Genomic DNA, 13,874 nt, shown 5'->3' on the forward strand with positions numbered 1-13,874 from the left:
ACGGCCGGGACCCTTCACCTACCGCTGGCCCTGGCACGTCCGACGTTGTCACTCGTTACCCGTTCACTACCTGACTGCTGTGGCAGCGCGTCCACGGCCTGGACCCTTCAACCGCTCGACCCTGGCACGTCCGACCTTCTGCCTGTGTACTCCTTGCCGCAGCTGCTTTGTCCACGGCCGGGACCCTTCACCTACCGCTGGCCCTGGCACGTCCGACGTTGTCACTCGTTACCCGTTCACTACCTGACTGCTGTGGCAGCGCGTCCACGGCCGGGACCCTTCAACCGCTCGGCCCTGGCACGTCCGACCTTCTGCCCCTCTTCACTGCGTCGTCTTTGTCTCCAGCTATCCACGCTCGTCCGGGCAGTTCGTCGTGATGCCTACGTCCTGCTCTGCCCTGGTGGATTCGTTCCTTGCGATGTCAGGAACACTACTGCCACCCGTCACGGATGTCTACTTCAGCCACTACAGATTTTCGGTGCCGGGGACGTGAAGGGTTGAGTGTTAGGTCGTCGGGAGCAGCTCGGCGAGGTCGAACCTCCCATCGACGGGTACACGCTCCGGCTGCTCACCAGGCAGAACGCGCGCTGCCCGCTCTGCGGAGACCACCTGCTGACCGCCGAGTCCCGGGCCGTGTCGCGGGGGCGGGGCCCAAGGAGAGGTCAGGTGGTTTATTTCCCCCGGGCGGCGGAGGGTTGGCGGAGGCCGTCGAAGGCTATTTTGCTGATGGTTTCGGCGAGGGCGTCGGCGCCCAGGCCGCCGCGGGGTTTGTACCACTCGGTGAGCGAGTTGACCAGGCCGAACAGCAGGCGGCTCGCGATGGCGGGGTCCACGTCGGGACGGACGTCCCCCTCGGCCTCGGCCTGCCGCACCAGCTCGCTCACCATGTGGTCGAACTCGCGGCGGCGAGCCAGCGCCCGGCGCTCCACCTTGGTGTTGCCCCGCACCCGCAGCAGCAGCGTGACGAACGGGAGGCGCTCGACCAGCACGTGCACGCTGCGGCGCACGAGGTGCTCGAGCCTGTCGATGGCGCGGCCCTCCATGGCGGCGGTCTCCCGCGCCGCCTCGGACAGGCCGTCGAGCGCGCGGTCGACGGCCAGGCGGAGCAACTCGTCCTTGCCCGAGACATGGTGGTAGATCGCCGACTTGGTGATGCCGAGCCTGCGGGAGAGGTCTTCCATGCTGGTGGCCTCGTACCCTCGCTCGTTGAACACCTTGACCGCGACGGCCAGCAGCGACTCGAGGTCGTAGCCGGGACGGCCCCGGCGGGGCGGCGTGACGCGGGCGGTGGTCATCGCTGGAAGTATCTCAGAAGGCCGCGCCTCGGCCCTTCCCGTCGTCAGGCTTGAGCGCGTCCGACGGCGCGGTGTTCTCGTGGCGGCGGTCGAACACGCGGCGCAGCTTGCCGACCGAGCGTTCCAGGGTCTCGGGGTCGACCACCGCGCACTCCACGCCGACGCCGATGGTGTTCCGTACGGTCGCCACCACCTCGGCGGCCGCGAGGTCGCGGCGCTCGGCCGGGCAGTCGGGACGGGCCTCGACCCGCACGGTCATGTGGTCCAGGCGGCCCCGGCGGGTGAGCAGGAGCTGGAAGTGCGGGGACAGCCCCGGGACGCGCAGGACGATCTCCTCGATCTGGGTCGGGAAGACGTTCACCCCCCGCAGGATGATCATGTCGTCGCTGCGGCCGGTGACCTTCTCCATCCGCCGGAACGGCCGCGCGGTGCCGGGCAGCAGCCGGGTCAGGTCGCGGGTGCGGTAGCGGATGATCGGCAGGGCCTCCTTGGTGAGGGAGGTGAACAGCAGCTCGCCCTTCTCGCCGTCCGGCAGCGCCTCGTCGGTGAACGGGTCGACCACCTCGGGGTAGAAGTGGTCCTCCCAGATGTGCAGGCCGTCCTTGGTCTCCACGCACTCCTGGGAGACGCCGGGACCCATGACCTCCGACAGTCCGTAGATGTCCAGCGCGTCGATGTCCAGGCGCTCTTCGATCTCCTGGCGCATCCGCTCGGTCCACGGCTCGGCGCCGAACAGCCCGATGCGCAGCGAGGTGGAACGCGGGTCGACGCCTTGCCGTTCGAACTCGTCGACCAGGGCCAGCATGTAGCTGGGCGTGACCATGATGACGCCGGGTTCGAAGTCCATGATCAGCTGCACCTGGCGGGCCGTCATGCCGCCCGACACCGGCACCACCGTGCAGCCGAGTCGTTCGGCCCCGTAGTGCGCGCCGAGGCCGCCGGTGAACAGCCCGTACCCATAGGCGACGTGGACGATGTCGCCGGGCCGGCCGCCGGCGGCGCGTATCGAGCGGGCGACGAGGTCGGCCCAGGTGGACAGGTCGCGTTCGGTGTAGCCGACCACCGTCGGACGGCCGGTCGTGCCGCTGGAGGCGTGGATGCGCCGCACCTGCTCACGGGGGACGGCGAACATGCCGAAGGGGTAGTTGTCCCGCAGGTCGTGCTTGGTGGTCATCGGGAATCGGGCGAGGTCGGCCAGTGTGCGGCAGTCCTCCGGGCGCACCCCGGCGCGGTCGAACGAGCGGCGGTAGAACGGCACGTTGTCGTAGGCGTGCCGGAGCGTGCACCGGAGGCGTTCCAGCTGGAGCGCGCGCAGCTCGTCCTGGCCGATGCGCTCGACCGGCTCCAGGCGTCCGGGGTCGTCGGGGCCCGCCGTGTGTCGAAGGCTGCTCACCGAGCCCGCTCCGTTCGTCCGTTCGTCCGGTCGCCACCGTGTCGAAGGTTCCCGGCCGCCCGGAGCGTCCTGTGGGCGCCGCCGTCCTGCGGGCGCCGCGAGCCGTCACCGCCCACGGTACTGACCGAATGGCCGGTTGATGCGGATTTGTCGTCAGTTAAGGGTTACAGCTCACCTGCTGTCAAGAGTGTCGTGCGGCTCGGAGAGTGGGTAGGAGCCCATGGGTCGCCGTGCCGTCACGGCTCCCTGCGCCCGGGCGGCGCGGGGTTACCATCCTGGCGAACGGCCCGCATGGTGTTCCTCGATGGGGAGGTCGGCTATGGCCCCGCTCAGCAGCTATGTCACCGGTTCCTGGCACGTCTCGCGCGACGAGGGGGCCCCGCTGCACGACGCGGTCACCGGGGAGGAGGTCGCCAGGATCTCCTCGGCGGGCGTCGACTTCCGCGCCGCGCTGGAGTACGGACGCCGCACGGGCGGCCCCGCCCTGCGCGAGCTGACCTTCCATCAGCGCGCCGCGCTGCTCAAGGCGCTGGCCTCCCACCTGCGCGGACACCGGGACGAGCTGTACGCGCTGTCGCTGCGCACGGGCGCGACGCTGAACGACTCCCGCTTCGACGTGGACGGCGGCATCGGCGCGCTGTTCTCCTATTCGAGCAAGGGCCGCCGCGAGCTGCCCAACGCGACCGTCCACCTGGACGGCGGCGTCGAGCCGCTGAGCAAGGGCGGGTCGTTCGCAGGCCAGCACGTCTACACGCCCTTGCGAGGGGTGGCCGTGCAGATCAACGCCTTCAACTTCCCCGTCTGGGGGCCGCTGGAGAAGCTCGCTCCCGCGTTCGTGGCCGGCATGCCGTCGCTGGTCAAGCCGGCCGGGCAGACCGCCTACGTCACCGCGCGGCTGGTGGAGCTGATCATCGCCTCCGGCATCCTGCCCGAGGGCGCGCTGCAACTGGTGTGCGGCAGCGCGGGCGACCTGTTCGAGCACCTGACCGAGCAGGACGTGGTCGCCTTCACCGGCTCGGCGTCCACCGCCCAGAAGCTGCGCACCCACCCGGTCGTCGCCGCCCGGTCGGTCCGCTTCAACGCCGAGGCCGACTCGCTGAACTGCTCGATCCTGGGCCCGGACGCCGCGCCGGGCGGCGCCGAGTTCGACCTGTTCGTCGAGCAGCTCGTGACCGAGATGACCGTCAAGGCCGGGCAGAAGTGCACGGCCATCCGGCGCGCCCTCGTCCCGGCCGAGTCGCTGGACGCGGTGGCCGAGGCCGTCGCCGCGCGGCTGGCGAAGGTCACGGTCGGCGACCCGGCCGACCCGTCGGTGCGCATGGGCGCGCTCGCGAGCGTCGGACAGCGCGAGGAGGTCCGCCGCGCGCTCAAGGCCCTGATCCCGGCCGGCTCGGTGGTGTACGGCGATCCCGAGCGGGTGGAGGTCGTCGGCGCGGACGCCGAGCGGGGGGCGTTCATCTCGCCGCTGCTGCTGCGGGTGGACGACGCCGACCGCCCCGAGCCGCACGAGGTGGAGGCGTTCGGCCCGGTCAGCACGCTCATGCCCTATGACTCGGCCGCGCGGGCGGTCGAGCTGGCCGCGCGGGGCCAGGGCAGCCTGGTCGGCTCGGTGGTGACCGGCGACCGCGACTTCGCCCGCGAGGTGGTGCTCGGCGCCGCCCCCTGGCACGGACGCCTGCTCGTGCTGGACGCCGAGGCCGCCAAGGAGTCCACCGGGCACGGGTCCCCGCTGCCGGTGCTGGTCCACGGAGGCCCCGGGCGGGCCGGCGGCGGCGAGGAGATGGGCGGCGTCCGCGGGGTGCTGCACCACATGAACCGCACCGCCGTCCAGGCGAGCCCGTCCATGCTCGGCGCGATCACCGGCCGCTGGGTGCCCGGCGGCGAGCGCACGGTGACCGACGTCCACCCGTTTCGCAAGCACCTTGAGGACCTGCGCCCCGGCGACACGGTGGTCGCGGGGCCGCGCCGCGTGGACCTGGCCGACATCGAGCACTTCGCCGAGTTCACCGGCGACACCTTCTACGCCCACATGGACGAGGAGGCCGCCAGGGCCAACCCGTTCTTCGACGGCAGGGTCGCCCACGGGTACCTGATCGTCTCGCTGGCCGCGGGCCTGTTCGTCGACCCCGACCCCGGGCCGGTGCTGGCCAACTACGGGCTGGAGAACCTGCGCTTCCTCACCCCGGTCTATCCCGGGGACGAGCTGACGGTCACCCTGACCGCCAAGCAGATCGACCCGCGCGAGGGCGCCGGGCACGGCGAGGTGCGCTGGGACGCCGACGTGACCAAGCAGGACGGCTCGTCGGTGGCCAAGTACGACGTGCTCACGCTGGTCGCCCGGCGCGATGGCTGATCGCCTGCCGGTGCCGGGCATGCCCGCCCCGAGGTGCGGCCTTGCGCGTGACGGATCGCTGAGCGAGACTGATAACTGACCGAATGTTCGGTAAAGGGGTGGCGGTAGATGGCTGACCTCCAACGGCATTTCGACCGGACGATCGAGCAGGACCGCCGCGTCGAGCCGCGCGACTGGATGCCCGACGGCTACCGCGCGACCATGATCCGGCAGATCGCCCAGCACGCCCACTCGGAGATCATCGGCATGCAGCCCGAGGGCGAGTGGATCACCCGCGCGCCGACGCTGCGGCGCAAGGCCATCCTGCTCGCCAAGGTGCAGGACGAGGCCGGGCACGGGCTCTACCTTTACTCCGCCGCCGAGACGCTCGGCGCCGACCGCTCCGAGCTGACCGCGATGCTCATCGAGGGGCGGCAGAAGTACTCCTCGATCTTCAACTACCCGACGCTGGGCTACGCCGACGTCGGGGTGATCGGCTGGCTGGTCGACGGCGCGGCCATCTGCAACCAGGTGCCGCTGTGCCGCAGCTCGTACGGCCCCTACGCGCGGGCCATGATCCGCATCTGCAAGGAGGAGTCCTTCCACCAGAGGCAGGGATACGAGCTGCTGCTCACCATGATGAAGGGCACCCCCGCCCAGCGCGACATGGTGCAGGACGCGGTGGACCGGTGGTGGTGGCCGTCCCTGATGATGTTCGGGCCGCCGGACGACGCCTCGCCCAACACCGCGCGGTCCATGGCCTGGAAGATCAAGCGGCACACCAACGACGAGCTGCGCCAGAGGTTCGTCGACATGACCGTGCCCCAGGCCGAGGTGCTCGGCGTCACCCTGCCCGACCCCGAGCTGCGCTGGAACCCCGAGCGGGGCCACCACGACTTCGGTCCGGTCGACTGGTCGGAGCTCAAGCGGGTGATCAGCGGCGACGGGCCCTGCAACGCGCGGCGCGTCGCCGTACGCCGCTCCGCGCACGAGGACGGCGCCTGGGTCCGCGAGGCCGCCGTCGCCCACGCCCGCAAGACCGCACGCCGCACCGCCCCGGACGCCGGGACGACGAGCGCGGACGCCGGGACGGCCGCGGGGGCGGAGGCGAGGGCATGAGCGACTGGCCGCTGTACGAGGTGTTCGTGCGCAGCAAGCGAGGGCTCAACCACGTCCACGTCGGCTCGCTGCACGCCGCCGACGACGAGACGGCGCTGCGCCACGCCCGCGACCTCTACACCCGCCGCAACGAGGGCGTGAGCATCTGGGTCGTCCGGTCCGACCACATCGCCGCCACCAGCCCCGACGAGAAGGACCCGTTCTTCGCGCCGAGCGGCGACAAGGTCTACCGGCATCCGACCTTCTACACCCTGCCCGACGACGTCCCGCACATGTGAGGCCACGATGTCCTCCGAAGCCTCCGCCACGCCGGACCCTCGTGGATCCGCCACGCCGGACCCTCGTGAACCCTCCGCGCCCGACGTCCGCGTCCCGTCCGCGTCCGATGTGCGCGTCCCGTCCGTGTCCGATGTGCGCGTCCCGTCGTCGGCGGACGTCCGCGCTCCGTCGTCGGCCGGCGTTCACGAGCCGTTTCCGGGCGATCCTCGCGAGCCGTCCCTGGCCGACGCCTATGAGGCGATCAACGACGCGGACGACCCCCGCTGGGCGTACGGGACCGGGTTCGCCGACCCGCTGGCCGGTGTGGACACCCGGCTGCCCGGCGGTGTGGACGCCGGCGACCTGTCGGCCTACTGCCTGATGCTCGGCGACGACGCGCTGGTCATGTCGCACCGGCTCCAGGAGTGGTGCACGCACGCCCCCGAGCTGGAGGAGGAGGTGGCGCTGGCCAACATCGCGCTGGACCTCCTCGGGCAGGCCCGCCTGCTGCTGTCCCGCGCGGGCGCCGCCGACGGCTCCGGACGCGACGAGGACGCGCTGGCCTTCCTGCGCGGCCCGGAGGAGTTCCGCAACGTCCGGCTCGCCGAGGCGGAGAACGGCGACTTCGGGCAGGAGATGGCCCGCCTGCTGGTCTTCGCGACCTGGCGGCTGGCGTTGCTCGACCGGCTCGCGAGCTCTCGCGACCCGGTGCTGGCCGCGGTCGCCGCCAAGGGCGTGAAGGAGGTCGCCTACCACCGCGACTACGCCGCCGGCTGGGTGGTCAGGCTCGGCGACGGCACGCCGTACTCCCGCGAGCGCGTCACCGAGGGGCTCGCGGCCGTGTGGCCGGATGTGGCGGAGCTGTTCGTCCCGCACGAGGTCGAGGCGCGGCTCGCGCGGGCGGGCGCCGGCGTCGACCCCGCCACCCTCCGCGAGGAGTTCGACGACGTCATCGGCCAGGTCCTCACGGCCGCCACCCTCACCCGGCCCTCCACCACGGTCGCAGGTTCCGGGCTCGGGCGGGGGCGCGACGGAGATCACACTCCGGCCCTGACCCGCCTGCTCGACGAACTGCAGAGCGTCGCCCGCGCCCACCAGGGGGCGACATGGTGAGCCCGCGAGCCAGGTCAGGGGCGCCGGGACGGGGAGCGCCGAGCGCGTGGGAGGTCGCGCGGGCCGTTCTGGACCCGGAGCTGCCCATGCTCACTCTGGACGACCTCGGCATCCTGCGCGGCGTCGATGAGACCGGTGACGGAAGCGTCGTCGTCACCGTCACCCCCACCTACAGCGGCTGCCCGGCGATGGCGGCCATCAGGGCCGACCTGTCCGCCGCTCTGCGCGCCGCCGGATACGCCGATGTCGAGGTGCGCACCGTCCTCACCCCGGCCTGGACCACCGACTGGATCACCGAGGAGGGCAGGCGCAGGCTCGCCGACGCGGGCGTCGCGCCGCCCGGCCAGGCCCCTGCGCGGCGGAGCGGGCCGGTGCCGCTGACCCTCGGCCCGGTCCGGCGGCGCGTCGGCTGCCCGCGCTGCGGGTCCGGCGACACCGAGGAGGTGTCCCGGTTCGGGTCCACCGCCTGCAAGGACCTGTGGCGGTGCCGCACGTGCCGGGAGCCCTTCGAGCACGTCAAGGAGCTGTGACATGCCCGGCAGCGGAGCGGCCGGAGACGGCGGGCGGCGGCGGCGCAGGGGGCGGTTCGCCGCTTTGCGGGTGGCACGGGTGGATCGCTTGTGCGAGGACGCCGCCGCGATCACCTTCGACGTGCCCGGCGAACTGGCGGAGGAGTTCGCCTTCCTCCCCGGCCAGTCCCTCACGCTGCGCGCGTTCGTGGACGGACGCGAGGAGCGGCGTTCGTACTCCATCTGCGCGCCGGCGGGCGGCCCGCTGCGCATAGGGGTCAGGGAGATCCCCGACGGGCTGTTCTCCACCCGGCTGGTGCGCCGCCTGAGGCCGGGGGAACAGGTGGAGGTGCTGCCGCCCACCGGGGGCTTCACCGCCGACCTGTCCCGCCCGGCGGACCACGTGTTCGTCGCCGCCGGTTCCGGGATCACCCCCGTGCTGTCGATCGCGTCGTCCGTGCTCACGGTGCCTGGGTCGTCGGTGACGCTGTTCTACGGGAACCGCACGACGCGAACGGTGATGTTCGGGGAGGAACTGGCCGATCTGAAGGACTCCGCGCCCGCCCGCGTCCAGGTCGTGCACGTCCTGTCCAGGGAGCCCAGAGAGCCCGAGCTGTTCACCGGCCGCCTGGACCGTCCGAAGCTCCGCCTGCTGCTCCCCGCCCTGACCGACGTGCCGGCCGTCGCCCACTGGTGGCTCTGCGGCCCGTACGGGCTGGTCAAGGACGCCAAGGCGGTGCTCGCCGAGCTGGGCGTCGCTCCGGAGCGCGTCCACCACGAGCTGTTCTACGTGGACGAGCCGCCGCCACCGCCGGCCCGCCGGGTCGCGGGGGTCCCCGAGGAGGCGGTCGCCAAGGTGACGGTCGTCCTGGGCGGCCGGGCCACGTCCATGCCGCTGCCGCCGGGCCTCACCGTGCTGGAGGGGGCGCAGCGCGTCCGGCCCGACCTGCCGTTCGCCTGCAAGGGAGGCGTGTGCGGCACCTGCCGCGCCAAGGTGACCGACGGGACGGTGGAGATGCGCCGTAACTTCGCCCTCGAACCCGCCGAGGTGGCGGCAGGCTACGTGCTGACCTGCCAGTCCATCCCGCTGTCCCCCGACGTCACCGTCGACTTCGACGCTTGAGTCCGCGCGGCGCCTGGGGATTTCCACGGATCGCGGGGTGGGCTGAGGCGGCCGTTCGGGAGGTGGGGCGGTGCGGTCTGTCAGGCCGGGCGGGGGAGGCGGAGGCGCCAGCGGCCGGCGTGGGAGGTGAGGCGGACGCTGGTGAGCGGCTCGGCGTCGATGCGCCAGAACGTCTCCGGGGGCGCGCCGAGCACGTGCACGAGGGCGGCCCTGATCACGTCCGGATGGGTGACCGCGATGATCCTCCCGCCGCCGCCATCACCGCCACCGCCACCGCCATCACCGCCACCGCCATCACCGCCAGCGCCACCGCCCTCGCCGTGCGCCGTGCGCAGCCAGGCGGTGACCCGCTCGATCAGGGCGAGCACCGATTCCCCGTCGTGCGGGGCGGCGGCGGGGTCGGTCAGCCAGGCCACCAGTTCCTCGGGCTCCCGGGCCTGGATCTCGGCCAGCGTCCGCCCCGCCCACCGGCCGGCGTCACGGTCGCGCAGCCCGTGGTCGACCACGGCGGTCAGGCCGAGCCCGGCCGCCGTCTGCCGGCACCGCACCGCCGGGCCGCACAGCACGACGTCCCGCCGGCGTGCCGCAGGGCCGCGCAGGGGAGCGGTCGTGCCCGGGACGGCCTCGGTGGTCGTGCCCGAACTGCTCTCGGTGGTCGCGCCCGAAAGCCTCTCGGTGGTCGCCCCTGAGGCCGTATCAGAGGTGACCTCGATGGCTGTGCCCGGGGCGGCTCCGGCGGTCGTGCCCGGGACGGTCCCGGGGGTCGTACCTGGGGCGATCCCGGCGGCGTCGCTCGGGTTGGGGAGGGTGCCGGTCTGGGTGAGGAGGGGGACGGCGCGGGTCACTTCCTGTCGTCCGCGGGCGTTGAGTTCCTCGTCGTCGAGAGGGAACGCGGCTCGCTGGAGCGAGTCCGTGAAACCATGACAAATCAGGATAAGTCGGGATGACACTGCATCCTCTCTGTGGCATAAGAGGGGCGATTGTCACTCTTCGCCCCATTGACGGGACCATGGTTCACGCGTAGCGTCCAACCGACATTGTTGACGGTGTGGGGAAGCCAGCGAGACTCTGGCACGGCCGCGCCACTGTGACCGGTCCCTTCGGGCCGGGAGTCAGACCCTCCGTCGTCACCGCCACCCCGCATGGGACGCGTGATCCCGAGGAGGCACGACAAATGGCTCAGGCCGTTTCGCATTCCCCGTCCGCTCCGCTGAGCATCCCCGTTCGCATTCCCCTCCGGGAGTTGCTGCCGTGGGCCGTCTTCGCCGGAGTGCTCGCCCTCGCCCTGCTGTACTTCGTCGGCGCGGAGCAGGGGGCCACCTCCCTGATCTCCGGCAACACCGTCCACGAGTTCGTGCACGACGGTCGTCACCTGCTCGGCTTCCCCTGCCACTGACACGGGAACCGGCAACGGCATGGTGAAGAACCTGCTGGTCCGCGGCATGCTCGCGGGCCTCGTCGCCGCCGCCCTCGCCCTGGTGTTCGCCTGGATCTTCGGCGAGCCCCAGGTGGGGGCCGCGGTCGCCCTGGAGGGGCACGCCCACGCGGGTCAGGCCGGCCACGCGCTCGCGCCGGCCGCCGGAGCCCTCCCCGCGCCGGACCTCGCTCCGCACGCGCACGCCGATGCGGCCGGGGACACCGACCACGGAGAACCGTTCAGCCGGGCCGTCCAGTCGACCGTGGGCCTGGCCACGGCGGTCGGCGTCTACGGCCTGGCCGTCGGAGGCGTCTTCGCGCTCGTGTTCGCCTTCGCCTACGGACGGCTCGGGGCGTTCACGCCCAGGGTCACGGCCGGTCTGCTGGCCGCGGCCGGGTTCGTCGCGGTCGAGCTGGTCCCGTTCCTGAAGTACCCGGCGAACCCGCCGGCCGTCGGCGATCCCGCCACCATCGGGCGACGTACCGCGCTGTACTTCGTGTTCGTCCTGATCGCCGTGCTCCTCGCGGTCGCGGCGGTGTCGCTGGGCCGGAGGCTGGCCCCTCGCTTCGGGAACGGCGACGCGACGGTGCTGGCCGTGGTCGCCTTCCTGGTCGCGGTCACCGCCGCCGGACTGCTGATGCCCGGGGTCGAGGAGGTGCCCGCTGACTTCCCCGCCGTGTTGCTGTGGAGGTTCCGGCTGGCGTCCGTCGGCATCCAGGCCGTCCTGTGGAGCGGCCTCGGGCTCGCGTTCGGCCTGCTCGCCGACCGGGTGCTCGCTCCGCGTCGCGCGCCCGCGCTGTAGTCGACGAGAACGACAAGCGCCGACCCGAGCCGGCGGCCCGCTGGGGCGCGCCGCCGAAAGGACACCGACACATGCCGGACCGGCCCATGACGGCCGAGGGACTCCTCCACTACCCGTTCACCGCGGTCGTGGGGCACGAGGACCTCAAGCTGGCCCTGATCCTCAACGCGGTGTCCCCGCGCACGGGCGGCGTGCTCATCCGCGGGGAGAAGGGGACGGCCAAGTCCACGATCGTGCGGGCCCTGGCGGCGCTGCTGCCCCCGGTCGCGGTCGTCGCGGGATGCCGCTTCTCCTGCGACCCGGCCGCGCCTGACCCCGGCTGCCCCGACGGGCCGCACGACACCGACCGGCCGCACGACACAGAAGGAGTGCATGACACCGAAGGGCCGCGCGACGACGGGGGGCACGACGACGAAGGGCCGCGCGACAACGGGCGGCGCGACGACGAAGGGACGCCGGACGTCGAAGGGCCGGGCGCGCTCGTGCGGGCCGCCCGGCTCGCGGAGCTGCCGGTCGGCGCCTCCGAGGACCGGCTCGTCGGATCGCTGGACCTCGAACGCGCGCTGACCGAAGGGGTGAAGGCATTCGACCCGGGCCTGCTCGCGACGGCGCACCGGGGCGTCCTGTACGTCGACGAGGTCAACCTGCTGCACGACCACCTCGTGGACCTGCTGCTGGACGCCGCGGCGCTCGGCACCTGCTACGTCGAGCGCGACACCGTGTCGGTCCGGCACGCGGCCCGGTTCATCCTCGTCGGCACGATGAACCCGGAGGAGGGGGAACTGCGTCCCCAGCTTCTCGACCGGTTCGGACTGACCGTTGAGGTCGTGGCCTCCCGGGACCCGGCCGAGCGGGCCGAGGTGGTGCGCCGGCGGCTGGCGTACGAGGAGGACCCCGAGGGCTTCGCCGCACGATGGCGGGAGGCGGAGCGGGCGCTCGCCGCGCGCGTCGCCGAGGCCCGCGACCGCCTGGGGCGGGTCACGCTCACCGATGCCGCTCTGCGGAGGATCGCCACCGTCTGCGCCGGCCTGGAAGTGGACGGGATGCGCGCCGACCTGATCACCGCCCACGCCGCCGTGGCGCACGCGGCCTGGCGGGGGGACACCCGGGTCACCGAGCAGGACATCCGGCAGGCCGCGCGGCTCGCCCTGCCGCACCGCCGCCGGCGCGACCCGTTCGACGCTCCCGGCCTGGACGAGGCCGAACTCGACGACCTGCTCCGCCGCGCGGCGGCCGCCGACGCGGACCCCGACCCGAATCCGGACCCGGACCCGGACCGCGATCCCGACCCGGGCTCCGCGTTCGATCCCGACTCCGACCCGGACCTCGACCCCGATCCCGGCGCCGGCCCGGATGGCGGCTCCGGCCCGGATCCCGCCGCCCGTCCGGACGGCGACTACGGCCCGGATCCCGGCGCCGGACCGGCTCACCGTGCCGATCCCCGCCAGGACGGCTACGGCGCCGACCACGCGTCCCGTCCCGACCAGGGATCGGGGTTCGACCGGGAGACCGCCTCCGACCTCGATGACTCGGGGCGGCAGGACGTCAGTACCGGAATGGCCGGTACGGGGTCCGCCTCCGAGCACCCGGACGGGCAGGAAGCGCCTGGGCGGTCCGGACGCGGTGCGACCGGAGAGCAGCGGACGACGCCGGCGGGTGAGCCGTACCGGGTACGGGCGCTGACCGTGCCGGGCCTCGGCACAGGCGCTCCCGGACGCCGGTCCCGCGCCCGCACATCGCACGGACGCGTCACCGGATCGCGCGCGCCGTCCGGCCGGCTCGGCACGCCGCACCTGACGGCGACCCTCCGCGCCGCGGCGCCCTACCAGCGGGAACGCGGCAGGACCGGGCCGGGTCTGGTCGTGCGGCCCGCCGACCTGCGCGAGGTGGTGCGCGAGGGCCGCGAGGGCAATCTCGTGCTGTTCGTCGTGGACGCGAGCGGCTCGATGGCCGCCCGCCGCCGTATGGGCGCGGTCAAGGGAGCCGTGCTCAGCCTGCTGCTGGACGCCTACCAGCGCCGCGACAAGGTCGGCCTGGTCACCTTCCGCGGCGCCGGAGCCGAGCTCGTGCTGCCCCCGACCTCGTCGGTGGAGGCCGGGGCGGCCCGCCTGCGCGATCTGCCGACCGGGGGACGCACCCCGCTCGGCGCAGGGCTGCGCCGGGCCGCCGGAGTGGTGCGCGCCGAACGACTGCGCGACCCCTCGCGCCGGCCGCTGCTGGTGATCGTCACCGACGGCCGGGCCACCAGCGGCACGGACGCCGACGTGCGGCGGTCCGCGGCGCTGCTCAAGGGCGTCGCCGCCGTGGTGGTGGACTGCGAGACCGGCCCGGTGCGGCTCGGGCTCGCCGTGCGCCTCGCGGGGCTGCTCGGCGGCGAGGCCGTACGGCTGGAGGACCTGGCGGCCGGAGGGCTGCGGGATCTGGTCCGTGAACGACGCAGGGCCGCCTGACATGCGGCGCCGGGCAAGCGGCGGGCGGGCGGAGAACACCCGCTCCGTGGCCGCGACGACCGT

General features: G+C 73.2%; 12 protein-coding genes and 1 riboswitch. Of the genes, 9 read left to right on the forward strand and 3 right to left on the reverse strand.

The annotated features are described in order from the left end of the window. Positions 1–671 precede the first annotated feature (671 nt). Both ABZT47_RS14940 and paaK read right to left on the reverse strand, forming a co-directional pair. The gene (locus tag ABZT47_RS14940; RefSeq protein WP_354841064.1) at positions 672–1,295 is read right to left on the reverse strand and encodes a TetR/AcrR family transcriptional regulator; all 624 of its coding nucleotides are present in this window, start codon (positions 1,293–1,295) and stop codon (positions 672–674) included. A 13-nt stretch (positions 1,296–1,308) separates the two neighbouring features. Next, on the reverse strand, positions 1,309–2,688 hold the full coding sequence (paaK, locus tag ABZT47_RS14945; protein WP_354841067.1) for a phenylacetate--CoA ligase PaaK: 1,380 nt from the start codon (positions 2,686–2,688) through the stop codon (positions 1,309–1,311). 319 nt (positions 2,689–3,007) lie between these two features. Here paaK and paaZ point away from each other — a divergent pair, with 319 nt between their 5' ends. The 6 genes from paaZ to paaE all read left to right on the forward strand — a co-directional run bounded on the left by paaZ (position 3,008) and on the right by paaE (position 9,142). Then, positions 3,008–5,041, forward strand: coding sequence for a phenylacetic acid degradation bifunctional protein PaaZ (gene paaZ, locus ABZT47_RS14950; RefSeq protein WP_354841069.1), 2,034 nt, complete (start codon positions 3,008–3,010; stop codon positions 5,039–5,041). 108 nt (positions 5,042–5,149) lie between these two features. Next, positions 5,150–6,139 (forward strand): 1,2-phenylacetyl-CoA epoxidase subunit PaaA, encoded by a 990-nt coding sequence (gene paaA, locus ABZT47_RS14955; protein WP_354841072.1) that lies wholly within the window; start codon positions 5,150–5,152, stop codon positions 6,137–6,139. Next, positions 6,136–6,417: a 1,2-phenylacetyl-CoA epoxidase subunit PaaB gene (paaB, locus tag ABZT47_RS14960; RefSeq protein WP_354841075.1), complete on the forward strand. Its 282-nt coding sequence runs from the start codon at positions 6,136–6,138 to the stop codon at positions 6,415–6,417. Before paaA ends, paaB begins: the two co-directional genes overlap by 4 nt. Positions 6,418–6,637: 220 nt before the next feature. Continuing rightward, on the forward strand, positions 6,638–7,510 hold the full coding sequence (paaC, locus tag ABZT47_RS14965; RefSeq protein ID WP_354841484.1) for a 1,2-phenylacetyl-CoA epoxidase subunit PaaC: 873 nt from the start codon (positions 6,638–6,640) through the stop codon (positions 7,508–7,510). Then, on the forward strand, positions 7,504–8,040 hold the full coding sequence (paaD, locus tag ABZT47_RS14970) for a 1,2-phenylacetyl-CoA epoxidase subunit PaaD (protein WP_354841078.1): 537 nt from the start codon (positions 7,504–7,506) through the stop codon (positions 8,038–8,040). Before paaC ends, paaD begins: the two co-directional genes overlap by 7 nt. 1 nt (position 8,041) lies before the next feature. Continuing rightward, positions 8,042–9,142, forward strand: a complete 1,101-nt coding sequence (gene paaE / locus ABZT47_RS14975) for a 1,2-phenylacetyl-CoA epoxidase subunit PaaE (protein ID WP_354841081.1) — start codon at positions 8,042–8,044, stop codon at positions 9,140–9,142. Positions 9,143–9,222: 80 nt separating this feature from the next. Here paaE and ABZT47_RS14980 read toward each other — a convergent pair whose 3' ends face one another. Beyond that, on the reverse strand, positions 9,223–9,987 hold the full coding sequence (locus ABZT47_RS14980) for a histidine phosphatase family protein (RefSeq protein ID WP_354841084.1): 765 nt from the start codon (positions 9,985–9,987) through the stop codon (positions 9,223–9,225). Between the two features lie 148 nt (positions 9,988–10,135). Next, a riboswitch (cobalamin riboswitch) is annotated at positions 10,136–10,283 on the forward strand. Positions 10,284–10,316: 33 nt separating this feature from the next. On the opposite strand from ABZT47_RS14980, the gene ABZT47_RS14985 reads away from it, so the two are divergent. From ABZT47_RS14985 to ABZT47_RS14995, 3 genes are all read left to right on the forward strand, one after another. Further along, positions 10,317–10,538, forward strand: coding sequence for a CbtB domain-containing protein (locus tag ABZT47_RS14985; protein WP_354841087.1), 222 nt, complete (start codon positions 10,317–10,319; stop codon positions 10,536–10,538). Positions 10,539–10,557: 19 nt separating this feature from the next. After that, on the forward strand, positions 10,558–11,361 hold the full coding sequence (locus ABZT47_RS14990; protein WP_354841090.1) for a CbtA family protein: 804 nt from the start codon (positions 10,558–10,560) through the stop codon (positions 11,359–11,361). Between the two features lie 71 nt (positions 11,362–11,432). Then, complete coding sequence (locus ABZT47_RS14995) at positions 11,433–13,811, forward strand: VWA domain-containing protein (RefSeq protein WP_354841093.1); 2,379 nt, start codon at positions 11,433–11,435, stop codon at positions 13,809–13,811. Positions 13,812–13,874 lie beyond the last annotated feature (63 nt).

The sequence above is a fragment of the Sphaerisporangium sp. NPDC005289 genome (genome assembly GCF_040607455.1).
Taxonomy (GTDB): Bacteria; Actinomycetota; Actinomycetes; order Streptosporangiales; family Streptosporangiaceae; genus Sphaerisporangium; species Sphaerisporangium rhizosphaerae.

Bases quoted from the DNA above. Each gene is read 5' to 3' on its own strand.
- paaA (WP_354841072.1), top strand. From the start codon at position 5,150: ATGGCTGACCTCCAACGGCATTTCGACCGGACGATCGAGCAGGACCGC.
- ABZT47_RS14940 (WP_354841064.1), bottom strand. From the start codon at position 1,295: ATGACCACCGCCCGCGTCACGCCGCCCCGCCGGGGCCGTCCCGGCTAC.
- ABZT47_RS14990 (WP_354841090.1), top strand. From the start codon at position 10,558: ATGGTGAAGAACCTGCTGGTCCGCGGCATGCTCGCGGGCCTCGTCGCC.
- paaB (WP_354841075.1), top strand. From the start codon at position 6,136: ATGAGCGACTGGCCGCTGTACGAGGTGTTCGTGCGCAGCAAGCGAGGG.
- paaD (WP_354841078.1), top strand. From the start codon at position 7,504: ATGGTGAGCCCGCGAGCCAGGTCAGGGGCGCCGGGACGGGGAGCGCCG.
- ABZT47_RS14995 (WP_354841093.1), top strand. From the start codon at position 11,433: ATGCCGGACCGGCCCATGACGGCCGAGGGACTCCTCCACTACCCGTTC.
- paaE (WP_354841081.1), top strand. From the start codon at position 8,042: ATGCCCGGCAGCGGAGCGGCCGGAGACGGCGGGCGGCGGCGGCGCAGG.
- paaZ (WP_354841069.1), top strand. From the start codon at position 3,008: ATGGCCCCGCTCAGCAGCTATGTCACCGGTTCCTGGCACGTCTCGCGC.
- ABZT47_RS14985 (WP_354841087.1), top strand. From the start codon at position 10,317: ATGGCTCAGGCCGTTTCGCATTCCCCGTCCGCTCCGCTGAGCATCCCC.